Origin of the sequence: Pseudomonas sp. I8001, from assembly GCF_013385345.1 — a bacterium.
GTDB lineage: Bacteria > Pseudomonadota > Gammaproteobacteria > Pseudomonadales > Pseudomonadaceae > Aquipseudomonas.
Genome location: NZ_JACAQC010000007.1, coordinates 757,042 through 774,727 on the forward strand (window position 1 = coordinate 757,042; position 17,686 = coordinate 774,727).

Genomic DNA, 17,686 nt, shown 5'->3' on the forward strand with positions numbered 1-17,686 from the left:
CGTTGTTAACTGACTTCACTCGCCGTCGTACGTTCAGGGCGAATGGGTGATGTCGGCAATATCGTCCGCCGAGAGGGCGCCGGTGTCGGTGGTTTCCAGCACCACATAAGCGCTGCTGCAGAACAGCGAGTTGAGACGCTTCATGTCGGCAATCAGCTCCAGGTGCAGGGAACTGGTCTCCAGGCTCTGTACGATTTTACGTTGCAAGCGGCTGACGTGGGCGTGGGCCAGGCGACGCTCCTGGGCGCGGAAGCGGCGCTTTTCCCGCAGCAGTTGCCGGGCGCTTTCCGGGTCGGCACTGAGGAACACCGAGAGCCCCAGGCGCAGGTTGGCGATCAGTTGGGTTTGCAGGCCCGCGAGTTCTTCCAGGCCGACTTCGGAGAATGAGCGGCGCTGGGAGGTCTTTTGCTGCTGGACCTTGCGCAGCATGCGTTCGATCAGGTCGCCGGCCAGTTTCAGGTTGATCGACAGTTCGATGATCTCGGCCCAGCGTCGGCTGTCCTGTTCGCTGAGGTCTTCCCGGGGCATTTGCGCGAGGTAGAGCTTGATCGCGCTGTAGAGCGCCTCGACATCGTCGCTCAGGCTGCGCATTTCCTGGGTGATGGCGGTTTGCTTGCCGCGCAGCACCTCCAGCATCGAGGTCAGCATGTTGTCGATCAGGTCGCCCAGACGCAGGGTTTCGCGGGCGGCGTTGGCCAGTGCCAGGCTTGGGGTGGCGAGTGCTGCCAGGTCCAGGTGGCGCGGCTTGGCCAGGCCGTTGACCTCTTCGCGTTCCGGCAGTAACCAGGCGCACAAGCGGGACATTGGGCCAATGGTCGGCAGCAGGATCAGGCAACGGATAACGTTATAGAGCAGGTGAAAGGTGATCACCATGCCTTGGGCGCTGTAGTCCAGGTTGTCCATCCAACCGACCAGCGGGTCGAGCACCGGGATGATCAGCAGCAAGCCGATCAGCTTGTACAGCAGGCTGCCCAGGGCCACCTGGCGACCGGCGGCGTTCTGCATGCTGGTACTGAGGAAGGCCAGCACACCGCTGCCGATGTTGGCGCCGATCACCAGGCCGATGGCCACGTGCAGGCCGATCACGCCGGCACCGGCCAGGGTCGCGGTCAGCAGGACGGCGGCCAGGCTGGAGTAGGAAATCATCGCGAACAGTGCGCCGACCAGGGCATCGAGCAAGATGTCGCCGGTCAGCGAGGCGAACAGGACTTTGACGCCCTGCGCGTGGGTGATCGGGCCCGCGGCTTCGACGATCAGTTGCAGCGCAAGGATGATCAGCCCGAGGCCGATCCCGACACGGCCCATCTGCCCGGCGCGTGTCTGTTTGCGCGACAGGAAGAAAATCACCCCGAGGAAAATCAACAGCGGCGACAGCCACGACAGGTCAAAGGTCAGCACCCGGGCCATCAGCGCGGTACCGACATCGGCACCGAGCATGGTCGCCAGGGCGGGCATCAGGCCCATCAGGCCCTGGCCGACAAACGAAGTCACCAGCATCGCCGTGGCGTTGCTGCTTTGCACCATGGCCGTCACCAGGATGCCGGCGATAAACGCCAGCCAGCGCTTGGACATGTTCTGCCCGATGACCTGGCGCAAGTTGGAGCCGTAGACCCGCAGGATGCCGGTACGGACGATGTGCGTGCCCCAGATCAGCAGGGTTACCGCGGAAAGCAGATTGAGCAGGGTCAGCATGCTGGGCCCCCTGTGTTGAGTCGTGCTCCAATCGGAGCAAGTGAATAGTGCCGCGTGCCGTTCTACGTCTTGTACTTAAGCTGTAGTTGGCGAATGGGCTCGGCGCCAGCATCGCATAGCTAAAGTCGGGATTGAAACAAAACTGTCATGAAATCAGCTTTTTGCAGATGAAAAAAAGGGGCTCTAAAGCCCCTTTTTCAGCAGCGGGTCCAGGTTATTGACCCGGAATGTCCTTGCGCAGTTTCACAGGGTCCTGCTGTTTCTTCTTTTTCGCGATGGCGGTACGCATCTTGATGTTCACCGCTTCAACCGCCAGGGAGAACGCCATGGCGAAGTAAACGTAGCCTTTTGGCACGTGAACGTCGAAGGCTTCGGCGATCAGCACGGTACCTACCACCAGCAGGAACGACAGCGCCAGCATCTTCAGCGACGGGTGTTTGTCGATGAAATCGCTGATGGTGCCGGCGGCCAGCATCATCACGAGTACGGCGACGATGATCGCGGCCACCATCACCGGTACGTGGGAAACCATACCAACGGCGGTAATCACCGAGTCCAGGGAGAACACGATGTCGATGATCGCGATCTGGATGATGGTGTAGATGAACTTGCCACCGGCGCCCTTCGGCTCGTCGTGGGTTTCGTCTTCACCTTCCAGGGCGTGGTACATCTCCTGGGAGCTTTTCCACAGCAGGAACAGGCCACCGAAGAACAGGATCAGGTCGCGGCCGGAAATGCCTTGGCCGAACACCACGAACAGATCGTCGGTGAGGCGCATGACCCAAGTGATCGACAGCAGCAACAGGATCCGCGTGACCATCGCCAGCGCCAGGCCGAAGATCCGGGTACGCGCCTGCATGTGCTTGGGCATGCGGCTGACCAGGATCGAAATCATGATGATGTTATCGATGCCCAGGACGATCTCGAGGGCCGTCAGGGTGAAGAAGGCAATCCAGATTTCCGGATTGGTCAGCCATTCCATGTGTATTCCTTTGAGCGAGTGTTAGACCGCGCCAGCCTTAAGAGCCGGCGCAGTAAGTTGTACGATTATAGAGTGCTGAACAGCGGAAAAATCCCCATCAGCAAAGCGGCGACCATTATGCACAGGCACACCAGCACCGCCCACTTGAGGGTGAAGCGCTGGTGATCGCCAAATTCGATACCCGCCAGGGCTACCAGCAAGTAGGTCGATGGAACCAGTGGGCTCAACAAGTGCACAGGCTGGCCAACGATTGAGGCGCGGGCCATTTCCACGGCAGTGATGCCGTAGTGGCTGGCGGCTTCGGCCAGTACCGGCAGAACGCCGTAGTAGAAGGCATCGTTGGACATGAAGAAGGTAAACGGCATGCTCACCAGCGCGGTGATCACGGCCAGATAAGGCCCCAGCGCGTCAGGGATGACGGCCAGCAGGCTCTTGGACATGGCATCGACCATGCCGGTACCGGACAGGATGCCGGTGAAGATACCGGCGGCGAAGATCAGGCCGGTGACCGCCAGGACGCTGCCGGCATGGGCGGCGATCCGGTCTTTCTGCATCTGCAGGCATGGGTAGTTGACGATCATCGCGATACTGAAGGCCACCATGAACAGTACTGGCAGTGGCAACAGGCCGGCGATCAAGGTGCACATCAGGGCGAAGGTCAGTGCGCCGTTGAACCAGATCAGTTTCGGACGGCGGGCGTCCGGGTATTGCGAGACGCTGATTTCGCTGTGGTCGATTTCATCGCCTTGCAGGTGCAACTCGCCCAGGCGTGCCCGTTCGCGCTTGCCGTACATATAGGCAATCACCAGGATGGCGACGACGCCGGCGGCCATGGCTGGAATCATCGGTACGAAAATATCCGATGGGTCCACGTGCAATGCACTGGCGGCGCGGGCGGTCGGGCCACCCCATGGGGTCATGTTCATCACCCCACCGGCGAGGATGATCAGGCCGGCCATGATCCGCGGGCTCATGCCGATGCGCTGGTACAGCGGCAGCATGGCGGCCACGCAGATCATGTAGGTGGTGGCGCCGTCTCCGTCCAGTGATACCACCAGGGCCAGCACGGCGGTGCCGACCGAGACCTTCAGCGGGTCGCCCTTGACCAGCTTGAGGATCTTGCGCACGGCCGGGTCGAACAGGCCGGAGTCGATCATCAAGGCGAAATAGAGGATGGCAAACATCAGCATTACGCCGGTCGGCGCAAGCTTGGTGATGCCCGCGAGCATCATCGGGCCGATCTGCGGGGCAAAGCCGCCGAACAGCGCGAACAGGATCGGTACGATGATCAGGGCGATCAGCGCAGACAGGCGCTTGGTCATGATCAGGAACATGAACGTGATGACCATGGCAAAGCCAAGGAAAGTCAGCATAGGAATACTCCAGGCGTAGCGCGGCTAGGGAATGGCGAACCGGTTGGGTCAGCGCAGAACGAAAGGCACGAGGCGTACGGGTGGAGTCGGGGCAAACAGGCGGGTACGGGCGGACATCGGGAATCACCATTGTTGTTGTTAACAACCGGTCTGTTGCCGGTAGTGGTGGGCGATCCTAGTCCCGGAAGCTTTCAGCCAGCTTTCGCTTGAGAAACGGGCTACGTTGAATGGACGACTGGTCCTGTATGAAATAAGGATGTGGGAGACAGAGCATGCATGAGCAACACCAAGGCGGCTGCCATTGCGGGCGGGTGCGTTATCAGTTCAGCGGGGCGTTGGTGGATATTGCCCACTGCCACTGTTCGATTTGCCGGCGGGTCAGCGGCGGCTTGGTGACAACCTGGATCACCCTGCCCCGTTCCGCGTTCGCCTGGGTGGCGGGAACGCCGGCGCAGTACGAATCTTCGCCGACATGCGTGCGGTATTTCTGTTCTAACTGTGGGGCGCATTTGGCGCTGGTAACGCAACTGAGTGCCGAGAGTATCGATGTGACCATCGCAACCCTGGATCACCCGGAGCTGGCCCCGGCAGATCGGCACATCTGGGTAGAGAGCCGATTGCCGTGGTTACACCTGGATGAGCAACTACCGGAAGAAGCCGGAGAAGCGCTCTAGGGCAGTTCGAACCCGCCGGAGGCCTTGTGCAGTGCGCGCAAGTGCTCGCCTAGCTGCTTGAGGTTGGCTTCACATGCGGCAATCTCCGCCGCGCGGGCCGGTTCCAGCAGCGCCCTCACCTCTTTGTCCAGATCGCCGGTCAGCGACTGCAACTGCTTCTGGCGCGCGGCGCTCTCTGATTCCAGGCGTTTGGATTCTGTTGGTTGTGGCAAGCCGTAACCGCTGGTGCCCAGCAGCTCTGCCGGGCGACTGAGGAAGCCACTGTTGGCGAGGATCTGCTGCAACGTCGCGTTGGCCTTTTCCATGCCGCCGTTCTTCAGCTCGCGGGCGCCAAGGTAGCGTTGCTTGACTTCATCCTGGGCCAGCATGAGCTGCTTGCGGAAGCTCGCCTGTTCCAGCAGCAACAAGGCGGCGCTGGCGCGCAGGTCGGCTTCGGCGAACCATGGGCGGCGCTCTTCGGCACTCAGTGACAACCAATCCTCCACTTCAGCCTGTTTGATCGGCAGACGCTTTTTCAACACCTCGAACATCGCTTGGTAGCGCTCGCGGAAGGAGTCGAAGTGATAGCCGAGGCGCAGCGCGCGTTTTTTGTCGTCCAGCACACTGGTATCGGCCAGGCCTCGGCCCTTGAGGACTTCCAGCAGGCCATTGGGCGTGATGTTGTCCAGGCCGGTCAGCTGCGGGTTGGCGCTGCCGCTGCGTAACAGTTTCAGGCTCTCGACTGCGCAGTTGTTGGAGATGAAGAAGTAGTTGCCGTCGTAGCTCCAGTGCATTTCGGCGGCGTGTTCGACGGTATCGTTGATCTCTTGGCGCGTGAGCTTCAACGGCACCGACGCCAGGCCGCGCAGCTCGGTCTTGGTGTACTCGTCAATGACCTGGGACAGCGGCAGCACGAACAGCCGCGACGGGTATTTGCCGATCAGGCCGTCCCAGCTCGAGAGTTGTACGTCACCGACAAACGCGCGGTAGGACAACACCAGGTGCTGGTCCAGGTCCAGGCGGCAGTCCGGGCCCCGTGGCCGGCCGGGGGCGCAGATCACCAGGCGCAGCATGCTGTGGCCCCAGCGACTCACGAGGTTCTGGTTGGCTTCGGCCAGCAGGTAGTCGATTTCGTAGACCCGCTCGGGGTCGACCTGGCCCAGTGGAGTCTTGGCGAAGTCGTTGCCGGCGTTGAGGAAGGCGTAGGTTTTGGCACAGGTGTCCTTGGCGGGCGGCGCCCAGCCAAAGTGTTCCTTGTAATAGCGGTACAGCGAAGGCCGGCGGCAGGCATAGCTCGGGTCGAGGAGGAAGTACTCCATGTTGACGGCGACGAATTCCAGCGGGCTGGTGGTTTCGTAGATGTCCGGGCTGCGGGCGACCTGATGGTTGTTCTGTTCACGTTCGCCGCGACGGCCGACGTATTGCGGCCACCCGGCGAGGTCCAGCAGGCGTGGGTCATCGCTGAGGGTAAAGCGGCGGTCGTTCTGGCCCCGGCATTGATCGGGCAGGCCGATCAGGCCGGTGATGTTGTTCTGGCGGCTGCAACGCTGGATCAGCTTGCGGTCGGCGCTGGACCACAGGCGGGCACGGTCATAGATGTGGGTCAGTTCATGCAGCACGGTGGCGAGCATTTCCCGGCGCACGGTGCCGTGGGGGCGATTGGTTTTTTGCGTCGCGGCACTGCCGTCGGTAAGGCTTTCCAGCAAGTTGCTGTTGAGGTCCAGTTCGGACACCAGCGAAGCCTGGCCGTAGGCGTTCTCGGGCATCTTGTCGGTCCAGCCGACGTCGATGGTCCGGTCCAGTTGCTCGATGAAGCGCGGCGGCAACGCCTGCATCGCTTCATCCAGCAATGCCTGGCTCGCCTGCTGCTGGGCCGGGCTCAAGCCATCGGTCTTGAGCCGCAGTTGCAGGGCGGCCTGAGCCGCGCTGGCGCCCAGCAGCAAGGTGCCGGCCAGTAGCCAGGCGGCAACGCGCCTCACAGAGAGAGGATAGCTTCGGCGAGAACCTGGTCGCTGGCGTCGCGGGCTTCCGGCACGCGGGTTCGCAGGGTGTCGAAGGCGGCTTCCAGTTGAGCGCCACGAATCTCGCCATTGCTGGCGACGAAACTGGCGGCATCGTCGTGGGCTTCGCGTACGACTTTGGAGTCGCGGATGGACGTGGTGGTGTCCGAGGTGAAATCGATGGTACGGGCCGAGGCTCGGACGATGATGTTACTGGTGGCCTTCAGGGTTTGTGCCTGGGCAACACCGGCCAACAACAGCAGGCCGAGAGCGGCGGCGATCAGCGGGCTACGCATGGAATGACTCCGAAATACAAAGATGATTATTGGACGAGAATTGCTTGCGCCAGTTCAAGGTCACTGGCGTTAAGTTTTGGCTGGGTACGGCGCAGATAATCCAGCGCTGATTCCAGTCGGGCTCCCCGCCATTGGCCGTCAGTGGCAATGAAAGCGGCAGCGTCATCCTGGGCGGCCAGTATCAGTTTATGGTCGAACGGTGCGGAGGTCACTTTGCTGGTGGCATACGCACTGACAACGAGGCTCTGGGTGGACAGGTCAAAGGCCGGAGCTTGCGTGGACCAGCAGGTGCAAAACACTACGGGAGCGATCAACAGGCGGTATGAAAAAGCCATGGGACTCGACAACTGAAAACGAGCGCCAAGGCTAGCGCAATGCCCGGGCGAGAGCCAGCGCGGAGGGTTCGGGGAGCGCCTGGCGCCCCCTTTATCCCACCTGCGGTCAGATGGCCAGGATCGCCTGGGCCAGCTGCGCGTCAGTCGCGGTATTCAGTTGTGGAGCCTGTTGGCGGATCTGGGCCAGGGCGCTTTCCAGTTTTACGCCACGGATGGCGCCTTCGCTGGCAACGAAGCTGGCGGCGTCGTCACGGGCGGCACGTACGACCTTGTTGTCACGCAGGGAGGAAGTGGCATCGGAGGTGGCGTCTGAGGTGGCTTTCAGTGCGCCGACGATCGAATCCGTGGTCACGATCAGGCTGGAGGCGTTGGCATTGGCAGCCAGGGCCAGCAGGGCTGCAGCGCTCAGCAGGTGAAGACGGGACATGGGGTGACTCCTGTAAATGAACGAAAGGGTGGCACAAAGCTACTGCTTGAGCAGCGAGACCATGGGCATCAGACGCCCGTTCTACAGGGTTCGCCACGTGGTAGCCGGATATTAGCCGCCGCTTATCTGTTCGGATAGCTTCCTGCGGTGATTACTCGCGCCAGAACGATTTGGCCAGCTCAGATGCCCGGTCGCCGTGACTGATACCCGCATCGGACAATTCCCGCGGATCCAGTTGAGCCAGCAGCCTGCGTGTGCGGGCCCGTTGCCCCCAGCAGACGAGTGCTCCAGCGGTGCGCTTGAGTAGCTGTATCAACCGAGGGTGTTGCTGGTTTTTGGTATTCATGACGCGCGCCTTTCATGAGGTCCTGGAACACCATCTTGGGCTGGAGGGTGCTACCGGTACAGATACACGCGGGTTAAATTGTACTGCTTAATTGTTATGTTTTTTAAACTGTATCGGTCTGTAGAAAGCCGACTGTTTTCGCCATTGAAAATCCAAACCCCAGAAACAGCAGAACCCGCCGCCGGTTACCCGGGGCGGGTTCTGCTTTAACAATTCGGAGTGCTGGCGGTGGACCCGGTGGGTCAGGGCCAGCGGACGCTAATTAGCGCCAGAACGGCTTGCTCAGCTCTTCGTAGCGTTGTGCTTCGCTGATACCGGCGTCAGCCAGCAGACGCGAATCCAGACGAGCCAGTTGATGGCGGCTGGAGATGCGGCGCTGCCACAACATCAGGTTGGCGAGAACGCGCAGAGGCAGGGAAGCCTGGGTGTTTACAGCTTTTTCTTCGAAGAACAGATCGGAACTGAGTGTACGTTCCATGATGACATCCTTCCGCTTGTGGCGGGATTAGGTAGTGGTTTAACTGGTGCCAATGATCCTCCTCCCGCGCAAGACTCTCTAGATACAGTTCACCTGTATTGTGAGGGGCCAGTTAACTGTTTATAGGGGCTGTACTGTACGAAATTGGGGCAACTGTACCTGTCGGCACTTTTATGGTGCGTTTTAGGCGTTTATGGAGTTCGAGGTAGGATGTTTCGGTAGGAAATGACCGGTACAGCAGTACAGTTTTTTATAAAAGTTGGGCTCGGAAGCTCGGGCTGATGAAACTGTGTTTGCATCAGCCCGAATCTGTATCAATCACGCCTTCAGCATATGCCCGGTTTCTTCCAGGTTGATGTGCCAACTCAGTGCTTCTCGCAGGATATGCGGGGTGTGCCCGCCCAGCACACAGGCTTGGGTGAAGTAGGTGTTCAGGGCATCGCGGTACGCCGGGTGCACACAGTTGTCGATGATGACCCGAGCCCGCTCCCGCGGCGCCAGGCCCCGCAGGTCCGCCAGGCCGACCTCGGTCACGAGGATGTCGACGTCATGCTCGGTATGGTCCACATGGCTGACCATTGGCACCACGCTGGAAATCGCGCCGGCCTTGGCAATCGACTTGGTGACAAAGATCGCCAGGTGCGCGTTGCGCGCGAAGTCGCCCGAGCCGCCAATTCCGTTCATCATCCGGGTGCCGCAGACGTGGGTGGAGTTGACGTTGCCATAGATGTCGAACTCCAGCGCGGTGTTAATGCCGATGATGCCCAGGCGCCGCACCACTTCCGGGTGATTGGAGATTTCCTGGGGCCGCAGCACCAATTTGTCTTCGTAGCGCTCCAGGTTGCCGAACACGTCGGCGTTGCGCCGTTCCGACAATGTGATCGAACTGCCTGAGGCAAAGCTCAGCTTGCCTGCGTCGATCAGGTCGAATGTGGAATCCTGGAGGACTTCCGAATACATCGTCAGGTCTTCGAAGGGCGACTCGATCAAACCGCACATCACCGCATTGGCAATGTTGCCGATGCCTGCCTGCAGTGGGCCGAGCTTGTTGGTCATGCGTCCGGCGTCGACTTCTTCTTTAAGGAAGTTGATCAGGTGATTGGCGATCGACTGGGTGTCGCTGTCGGGCGGCGTCACGGTGGAGGCCGAATCCGCCTGATTGGTGATGACGATCGCGACGATCTTCTCTGGCGGAATCGGAATCGCGGTGCTGCCGATACGGTCGTCCACGGCCACCAGCGGAATTGGCGTGCGGGTCGGGCGATAGCTCGGGATATAGATGTCGTGCAGGCCTTCCAGGTTCGGGTTATGCGCCATGTTGATCTCGACGATCACCTGCTTGGCGAAAATCGCGAAACTGGCGGAGTTGCCCACGGAAGTGGTTGGCACAATGTGGCCTTGCTCGGTGATCGCTACGGCTTCGATCACCGCGATGTCCGGTAGCTTGAGCTGATTGTTGCGCAGCTGCTCGACGGTTTCCGACAAATGCTGGTCGATAAACATCACCTCGCCGGCGTTGATCGCCTTGCGCAGGGTGCTATCTACCTGGAATGGCATGCGTCGCGACAGTACACCGGCTTCGGTCAGTTGCTTGTCCAGGTCGTTGCCCAGGCTGGCGCCGGTCATCAGGGTAATTTTCAGCGGTGATGTCTTGGCGCGTTCGGCCAAGGCGTGGGGCACGGCCTTGGCCTCACCGGCGCGGGTGAAGCCGCTCATGCCGACGGTCATGCCGTCCTGGATCAGTGCGGCAGCGTCAGCCGCGCTCATGACCTTGTTCAACAACGAAGGCAAGCGGATACGATCACGGTACATGGATTGTTATCTCGGGCTACGGAAGCAAGATGCGCAGTCTAGTGATTTCAAAAAATTTCGTCCCGCTACCATGGTCGAATGCCAGGCAGCGATTTAGAGCCTTTTGTCGGTTTTTACCGGCAATAAAAAACCCCAGCCTACTAAAGGCCAGGGTTTTGGGTATTGCGCTGGCGCAGTGTTTATTCGACGGCCTTGACCATGTCTTCGATGACCTTCTTGGCGTCGCCGAAGACCATCATGGTCTTGTCCAGGTAGAACAGTTCGTTGTCCAGGCCGGCATAGCCGCTGGCCATCGAGCGCTTGTTGACGATGATGGTCTTGGCCTTGAACGCTTCGAGGATCGGCATGCCCGCGATGGGCGACTTGGGATCGTTCTTGGCGGCCGGGTTGACCACGTCGTTGGCGCCTAGCACCAGCACCACGTCGGCCTGGCCGAACTCGGAGTTGATGTCTTCCATCTCGAATACCTGGTCGTAAGGCACTTCTGCCTCGGCCAGCAATACGTTCATGTGACCAGGCATACGGCCTGCAACCGGGTGGATCGCGTACTTCACGGTCACGCCGCGGTGGGTCAGCTTCTCGGTCAGCTCTTTCAGCGCATGTTGTGCCCGTGCCACCGCCAGGCCGTAGCCCGGTACGATGATTACGGTGTCGGCGTTGGTCAGCAGGAAGGTTGCATCGTCAGCCGAGCCGGATTTCACCGGGCGCGCTTCTTTCGATCCGGCCGGGCCGGCGGCGTCTGCCGTGTTGCCGAAACCGCCGAGCAGTACATTAAAGAAGGAGCGGTTCATCGCCTTGCACATGATGTACGACAGGATCGCACCGCTTGAACCTACCAGCGAACCGGCGATGATCAGCATTGAGTTGTTCAGCGAGAAGCCGATCCCCGCCGCAGCCCAGCCGGAGTAGCTGTTGAGCATCGAGACGACCACCGGCATGTCGGCGCCGCCAATCGGGATAATGATCAGCACGCCCAGCACGAACGCCAGGGCCAGCATCAATGCGAAGGCGCTGAGGTTGCCGGTGAACATGAAGGCCAGGCCCAGGCCCAGTGTCAACAGCCCCAGCACCAGGTTCAGCTTGTGCTGACCGCCGAACTGTACCGGTGCGCCCTGAAACAGGCGGAACTTGTACTTACCCGACAGCTTGCCGAAGGCGATGACCGAGCCGGAGAACGTAATTGCACCGATGGCTGCACCGAGGAACAACTCCAGGCGGTTACCGGCGGGGATCGAATCCCCCAGGTGTTTCACGATACCCAGCGACTGTGGTTCCACGACTGCGGCGATGGCGATAAACACTGCAGCCAGGCCGATCATGCTGTGCATGAACGCCACCAGCTCCGGCATCTTGGTCATTTCCACGCGCTTGGCCATGATCGAGCCGGCGGTGCCGCCGACCAGCAGGCCAACGATGACGTAGCCAATGCCGGCAGTGGCCAGCTCGGCGCCGAGCTTATAGATGAGACCCACGGTGGTGAGCACCGCCAGCGCCATGCCGAGCATGCCGAACAGGTTGCCGCGCCGGGACGTCGTCGGGTGTGACAGGCCTTTAAGGGCCTGGATAAAGCAGATCGACGCGATCAGGTAGAGCGTCGTGACCAGATTCATGCTCATGACGATGGCGCCTCTTCTTTTGCTTTCGGGGCTTTCTTCTTGAACATCTCAAGCATCCTGCGGGTAACCAGGAATCCACCGAACACGTTGACCGCTGCGAGGGCTACGGCCAGGGTGCCCATGGTCTTGCCCAGCGGTGTCACGGTGAGTGCGGCTGCCAGCATGGCGCCGACGATCACGATCGCCGAAATTGCGTTGGTCACGGCCATCAGCGGGGTGTGCAGGGCCGGGGTGACGTTCCAGACCACGTGATAGCCGACATAAATCGCCAGTACGAAGATGATCAGGTTGTAGATACCGGGGGAAATAAGCTCTTCCATCGTCTGAATCCCTGCTTAGGCGTTTTTGCGGATGACTTGGCCGTCGCGGCACATCAGGCACGCGGCGACGATGTCGTCTTCGAGGTTGATTTCAAACTGTCCTTCCTTGGTGAAGACCAGCTTCAGGAAGTCCAGCAGGTTGCGTGCGTACAGCGCCGAGGCATCGGCGGCGACGGCGCCGGCAAGGTTGGTCGGGCCGCAGATGGTCACACCGTTTTCCACGACCACCTGGTCTGCCACGGTCAGCGGGCAGTTGCCGCCCTGGGCTGCGGCGAGGTCGATGACCACCGAGCCTGGCTTCATCTGTGCGACGGTCTCGGCGCTGAGCAGGGTCGGTGCCTTGCGACCCGGAATCAATGCGGTGGTGATGACGATGTCGGCTTGCTTGGCACGTTCATGCACGGCCAGGGCCTGGCGCTGCATCCAGCTTGTTGGCATTGGGCGCGCGTAACCGCCCACGCCAACCGCGCATTCACGTTCTTCATCAGTTTCGTATGGCACGTCGACGAACTTGGCGCCCAGGGATTCGATCTGTTCCTTTACCGCCGGACGCACGTCGGACGCTTCGATGACCGCACCCAGGCGTTTCGCGGTAGCGATCGCCTGCAGCCCTGCTACACCAGCTCCAAGAATCAGCACGCGAGCGGCTTTCACCGTACCGGCGGCGGTCATCAGCATTGGCATGAAGCGTGGGTAGTGATGGGCGGCGAGCAGTACAGCCTTGTAGCCGGCAATGTTTGCCTGGGAAGAAAGCACATCCAGGCTCTGCGCGCGGGAGGTGCGCGGCGCGGCCTCAAGGGCAAAGGCCGTGATGCCATGCTCGGCCAGTCGAGTGATGGTTTCGTTGCTGAACGGATTGAGCATGCCCACCAGCACTGCGCCGCTTTTGATCAGCGTCAGTTCGCTGTCATTGGGGGCGACTACCTTGAGGATCAGCTCGGCGCCGAATGCATCACTGGCGTTGCCAATGGTTGCGCCTGCCGCTTCATAGGCACTGTCGACGACACTGGCATTGATGCCTGCCCCGCTTTGCACAGTGACCTTGTGGCCCTGGCCGATCAGCTTCTTGATGGTTTCCGGGGTGGCAGCCACCCGCGTTTCACCGGTCTGGGTTTCGAGAGGAACACCAATGTGCACGTCAAATCTCCTGCATGATCTTTTTGCTTTGATTTTTGTAAAAGGCCAGTGCGCCACGACAGGCGAATCTGGGCGGCCGATCAGCACGATCCCGCTGAAATACAGCGGGGCGCGGCATTTTGCAGGCGAACTTTACGGCCTTCAAGAGATTATGACGGGTGACGAAAAATTAACTACAAGTCACCCCGTGACCGATTGTCGCAATGGATAGATTAAAGTCGTTTAAATACAGGAGATTAAAGAGTTTTTACCGAAATATCAGCGCTTCTCCATCGCCGACGTGAATGCTTGGGCATCGCTGCAATTTTATGGCTACAGGCCAATACCTACATGGCTTAAAGGCCATTTCAGGGTCAAAAGATGCGGTCTTCTAAATTGCGACATATATATACATATGTAGGTATTTTATTTTGTTGACTACAAAGTTAATAAATTGACGAAAACCCTTTAGATATTGGGGTTGTAACGATGCGACTGATCAATCAGCCAGTCTCTGAACGCATGCAGAGAAGCTGATTCGACCTTTCTCTCGGGAATCATCAGGTAGTAAGCCTTTGAGCTCGCCAGTACCTGAGGGCTGGCAATCACCAAGTGCCCATCGCTCAGTTCCCTTTGAATAAGGAACGGCGGTATCAGTGCAATGCCCATATCGTGCATGGCTGCCTGGGACAACATGGAGAATAGCTCGTAACGCGGGCCTGTCATGTCGCGGGGTATGTCCAGCTGTTGCGCGTTGAACCACTGGCGCCAGGCATAGGGTCGAGTGGTTTGTTGCAGCAGGGGCAGTTCGGCGATTTCGTGTGCAGTGAAGTGCGTGCGATCGCCCAGCAAGCGCGGGCTGCATACCGGGAGCGGGTTTTCTCCCATCAGTTTGTGGGATTCGGTACCGGACCAGTCGGCATCGCCAAAGTAGATTGCCGCGTCGAATTCGGTATCGGCGAACAGGAAAGGCCGTGTGCGGTTGGTCAGGTTGACGGTGACTTCGGGATGCTGGTGCTGAAAGTCCTTGAGGCGTGGGATCAGCCATTGGGTGCCGAAGGTCGGGACCACCGCCAGTTCAATAACGTTGGTGCCCTGCTGTCCCATGATCGAAAGGGTGTCGCGTTCCACGGCGTCAAGTTGCGTAGCCACCCGGCGACTGTAGGAAAGCCCTGCTTCTGTCAGTTTCACGCCCCGGCGCGAGCGTCGAAACAGCTCGACACTTAAAAACTCCTCAAGACTGGCGATTTGTCGGCAGATTGCGCCCTGGGTGATCGAAAGCTCCTGTGCCGCCTTGGTAAAGCTCTCGTGGCGGGCTGCAGCCTCGAAACTGACCAGCGCCGTGGTGCTGGGAATTTTTCTGCGCATGTACCGTGACCTCACAAGTAAAGAGCATCTATGCCGCTTTTGAATGTTACGGAGTGAGAAATTAGCACAAGGCTATGCAAAATCCTCGTTTGCCCTCCTCGCCTGCCCGGCCTAGGCTCCATGCACGACTTTTGATTTACTTCGCGAGGACTCACTCATGGGCGGTAAGGCAAGCTTCAATTGGATCGATCCACTGCTGCTGGATTCACAGCTCACCGAAGAAGAACGCATGGTGCGCGACAGTGCCGAACAGTTCGCCCAGGACAAGCTGGCGCCCCGTGTTCTCGAAGCCTTCCGCCATGAAAAGACTGACCCTGCGATCTTCCGCGAAATGGGTGAGACCGGCCTGCTGGGGGCGATGATTCCAGAGCAGTACGGTGGCAGTGGATTGAACTACGTCAGCTATGGCCTGATCGCTCGTGAAGTAGAGCGTGTGGACTCTGGCTACCGTTCGATGATGAGTGTGCAGTCCTCACTGGTGATGGTGCCTATCAATGAATTCGGTACCGAAGCGCAAAAGCAGAAATACCTGCCGAAGCTGGCCTCTGGTGAATGGATTGGCTGCTTTGGCCTGACCGAGCCTAACCATGGTTCCGACCCGGGCGCGATGATTACCCGCGCGCGCAAAGTGGATGGCGGCTACAGCCTCACTGGCAGCAAGATGTGGATTACCAACAGCCCGATTGCGGATGTGTTCGTGGTGTGGGGCAAGGACGATGCGGGCGACATTCGCGGCTTCGTGCTGGAAAAGGGTTGGAAAGGCCTGAGTGCTCCGGCGATCCATGGCAAGGTCGGATTGCGCGCCTCGATCACCGGTGAAATCGTCATGGATAACGTGTTTGTTCCTGAAGAGAACATCTTCCCGGATGTGCGTGGCCTGAAAGGACCGTTCACTTGCCTTAACTCGGCACGCTACGGGATCTCGTGGGGTGCCCTGGGGGCCGCGGAATTCTGCTGGCATACCGCGCGTCAGTACACCCTTGATCGCCAGCAGTTCGGGCGGCCTTTGGCGGCTACTCAACTGATCCAGAAGAAGCTTGCAGACATGCAGACTGAAATCACCCTGGCGTTGCAAGGGTGCCTGCGGTTGGGTCGTATGAAGGATGAGGGCACTGCGGCTGTGGAAATCACCTCGATCATGAAGCGTAACTCGTGTGGCAAGTCGCTCGACATTGCCCGGATGGCGCGTGACATGCTCGGTGGTAACGGCATCTCGGATGAGTTCGGCATTGCCCGCCACCTGGTCAACCTTGAAGTGGTGAATACCTATGAGGGTACTCACGACGTGCATGCATTGATCCTGGGGCGAGCGCAAACCGGTATTCAGGCGTTCTATTAATAGGAGAACGACCATGGGCGCGCTTTCGCACCTGCGGGTACTGGATTTGTCGCGAGTGCTGGCGGGCCCTTGGGCCGGGCAGATACTTGCAGACCTTGGCGCTGAAGTGATCAAGGTCGAGCGGCCCGGGAATGGCGACGACACTCGTGCCTGGGGGCCACCCTTCCTCAAGGATGCGTATGGGGAAAACACCACTGAGGCGGCGTATTACCTGTCTGCCAATCGCAACAAGGAATCGGTGACGATCGACTTCACGCGGCCGGAGGGCCAGAAGCTGGTGCGTGACCTGGCGGCGAAGTCCGACATTCTGATCGAGAACTTCAAGGTAGGCGGCTTGGCGGCCTATGGGTTGGACTATGAGTCGCTCAAGGAGATCAATCCGGAGTTGATCTACTGCTCGATTACCGGGTTTGGTCAGACCGGGCCCTATGCGACGCGGGCGGGCTACGACTTCATGATCCAGGGGCTTGGCGGGCTGATGAGCCTGACTGGCCGCCCGGAGGGTGAAGACGGCGCCGGGCCGGTTAAGGTTGGAGTGGCGCTGACGGATATTCTTACGGGGCTTTACTCGACAGTTGCGATCCTGGCGGCCATGGCTCACCGGGATCATGATGGTGGCGGCCAGCATATCGATATGGCGTTGCTGGATGTGCAGGTGGCTTGTCTGGCTAATCAGGCGATGAACTACCTGACGACGGGCGTCTCTCCAAAGCGTCTGGGTAACGCTCATCCGAATATCGTTCCCTATCAGGATTTTCCTACGGCGGATGGCGACTTCATTCTTACTGTGGGTAATGATGGGCAGTTCCGCAAATTTGCCGAAGTGGCTGGGCAGCCCCAGTGGGCGGATGATCCTAGGTTTGCTACTAATAAGCTGCGAGTGGCCAACAGGGCGGTGCTGATTCCGTTGATCCGTCAGGCTACCGTGTTCAAGAGCACGGCTGAATGGGTAGCTCAGCTGGAGCGAGTAGGTGTGCCTTGCGGCCCGATCAATGACCTGGCGCAGGTGTTTGCCGATCCTCAGGTAAAAGCGCGCGGGTTGGCGATGCAGTTGCCTCATGCGTTGGCTGGTACTGTGCCCCAGGTGGCAAGTCCTATGCGCCTGTCCAAGACACCTGTTGAATACCGCAGCGCACCTCCGCTGTTGGGTGAGCATACCCATCAGGTGCTGCAGCAAGTGCTGGGTTTGACGCCAGCGAATGTCTCGGCTTTGAGGGAGGCCGGGGTCATCTGAAGCTTCTCTTCTATATAGAGGGTTGTTGAGGCTCTCTATATAGAGGGAAGTTGGTCGGTTTTTAGCCAGAAATGCCTATTTGATAGAAAAGCTGAATTAAGGGTTGACGGCAGATTCTGGAAGTCTATAATTCGCCCCACTTCCGGCGCAGTCGAAACGGAAAACTCCTTGGTAAACAACGAGTTATGTAGGTTTCGACAGCGAGTAGCTTCAGATCATCGAAGCCCAGAAGGAGTTAGTAAGGCAGTGTTGTTTGGCCCTATTAACGTTTCGATCTTCTCGGTCGAAAGCGGAGAAAA

17 protein-coding genes are annotated in these 17,686 nt (G+C 59.4%); 3 read left to right on the forward strand and 14 right to left on the reverse strand.

Features of this window, described 5'->3' with window-relative positions; all coding sequences use genetic code 11:
- Positions 1-33: 33 nt before the first annotated feature.
- The 3 genes from HX839_RS08055 to HX839_RS08065 form a co-directional block, all read right to left on the reverse strand.
- Positions 34-1,692, reverse strand: a complete 1,659-nt coding sequence (locus HX839_RS08055; protein ID WP_003214770.1) for a Na/Pi cotransporter family protein — start codon at positions 1,690-1,692, stop codon at positions 34-36.
- A 214-nt stretch (positions 1,693-1,906) separates the two neighbouring features.
- Positions 1,907-2,674 (reverse strand): TerC family protein, encoded by a 768-nt coding sequence (locus HX839_RS08060; protein WP_003214768.1) that lies wholly within the window; start codon positions 2,672-2,674, stop codon positions 1,907-1,909.
- Positions 2,675-2,739: 65 nt separating this feature from the next.
- Positions 2,740-4,047: a CitMHS family transporter gene (locus HX839_RS08065; RefSeq protein WP_003214766.1), complete on the reverse strand. Its 1,308-nt coding sequence runs from the start codon at positions 4,045-4,047 to the stop codon at positions 2,740-2,742.
- 272 nt (positions 4,048-4,319) lie between these two features.
- Between HX839_RS08065 and HX839_RS08070 the strand changes: the two genes are divergently transcribed.
- On the forward strand, positions 4,320-4,721 hold the full coding sequence (locus HX839_RS08070; RefSeq protein WP_008439652.1) for a GFA family protein: 402 nt from the start codon (positions 4,320-4,322) through the stop codon (positions 4,719-4,721).
- On the opposite strand, the gene HX839_RS08075 is transcribed toward HX839_RS08070, so the two are convergent.
- The 11 genes from HX839_RS08075 to HX839_RS08125 all read right to left on the reverse strand — a co-directional run bounded on the left by HX839_RS08075 (position 4,718) and on the right by HX839_RS08125 (position 14,814).
- Positions 4,718-6,679, reverse strand: coding sequence for a DUF4105 domain-containing protein (locus tag HX839_RS08075; protein WP_177008997.1), 1,962 nt, complete (start codon positions 6,677-6,679; stop codon positions 4,718-4,720). The genes HX839_RS08070 and HX839_RS08075 overlap by 4 nt on opposite strands.
- On the reverse strand, positions 6,676-6,996 hold the full coding sequence (locus tag HX839_RS08080; protein ID WP_003214760.1) for a DUF2388 domain-containing protein: 321 nt from the start codon (positions 6,994-6,996) through the stop codon (positions 6,676-6,678). Before HX839_RS08080 ends, HX839_RS08075 begins: the two co-directional genes overlap by 4 nt.
- A 26-nt stretch (positions 6,997-7,022) precedes the next feature.
- Entirely contained in the window at positions 7,023-7,331 is a 309-nt protein-coding gene (locus tag HX839_RS08085; RefSeq protein WP_003214758.1) for a DUF2388 domain-containing protein, read from the reverse strand.
- Between the two features lie 106 nt (positions 7,332-7,437).
- Positions 7,438-7,758 (reverse strand): DUF2388 domain-containing protein, encoded by a 321-nt coding sequence (locus tag HX839_RS08090; protein WP_008439660.1) that lies wholly within the window; start codon positions 7,756-7,758, stop codon positions 7,438-7,440.
- Between the two features lie 151 nt (positions 7,759-7,909).
- A complete protein-coding gene (locus HX839_RS08095; protein ID WP_177066934.1) occupies positions 7,910-8,104 on the reverse strand; it encodes a DUF1127 domain-containing protein in 195 nt (64 codons plus the stop codon).
- Between the two features lie 262 nt (positions 8,105-8,366).
- The gene (locus HX839_RS08100; RefSeq protein WP_003214752.1) at positions 8,367-8,582 is read right to left on the reverse strand and encodes a DUF1127 domain-containing protein; all 216 of its coding nucleotides are present in this window, start codon (positions 8,580-8,582) and stop codon (positions 8,367-8,369) included.
- A 318-nt stretch (positions 8,583-8,900) separates the two neighbouring features.
- On the reverse strand, positions 8,901-10,394 hold the full coding sequence (locus HX839_RS08105; protein WP_177066935.1) for an acetyl-CoA hydrolase/transferase family protein: 1,494 nt from the start codon (positions 10,392-10,394) through the stop codon (positions 8,901-8,903).
- A 179-nt stretch (positions 10,395-10,573) separates the two neighbouring features.
- On the reverse strand, positions 10,574-12,010 hold the full coding sequence (locus tag HX839_RS08110; RefSeq protein WP_003214748.1) for an NAD(P)(+) transhydrogenase (Re/Si-specific) subunit beta: 1,437 nt from the start codon (positions 12,008-12,010) through the stop codon (positions 10,574-10,576).
- The gene (locus tag HX839_RS08115) at positions 12,007-12,330 is read right to left on the reverse strand and encodes an NAD(P) transhydrogenase subunit alpha (RefSeq protein WP_008439664.1); all 324 of its coding nucleotides are present in this window, start codon (positions 12,328-12,330) and stop codon (positions 12,007-12,009) included. Before HX839_RS08115 ends, HX839_RS08110 begins: the two co-directional genes overlap by 4 nt.
- A 15-nt stretch (positions 12,331-12,345) precedes the next feature.
- Positions 12,346-13,467: a Re/Si-specific NAD(P)(+) transhydrogenase subunit alpha gene (locus HX839_RS08120; protein WP_003214747.1), complete on the reverse strand. Its 1,122-nt coding sequence runs from the start codon at positions 13,465-13,467 to the stop codon at positions 12,346-12,348.
- A gap of 447 nt (positions 13,468-13,914) precedes the next feature.
- A complete protein-coding gene (locus HX839_RS08125) occupies positions 13,915-14,814 on the reverse strand; it encodes a LysR family transcriptional regulator (protein ID WP_003214745.1) in 900 nt (299 codons plus the stop codon).
- A 157-nt stretch (positions 14,815-14,971) separates the two neighbouring features.
- On the opposite strand from HX839_RS08125, the gene HX839_RS08130 reads away from it, so the two are divergent.
- Together HX839_RS08130 and HX839_RS08135 are read left to right on the forward strand one after the other, a co-directional pair.
- A complete protein-coding gene (locus HX839_RS08130; protein ID WP_010168706.1) occupies positions 14,972-16,153 on the forward strand; it encodes an acyl-CoA dehydrogenase in 1,182 nt (393 codons plus the stop codon).
- Between the two features lie 13 nt (positions 16,154-16,166).
- A complete protein-coding gene (locus tag HX839_RS08135) occupies positions 16,167-17,387 on the forward strand; it encodes a CaiB/BaiF CoA-transferase family protein (RefSeq protein WP_003214741.1) in 1,221 nt (406 codons plus the stop codon).
- Positions 17,388-17,686 lie beyond the last annotated feature (299 nt).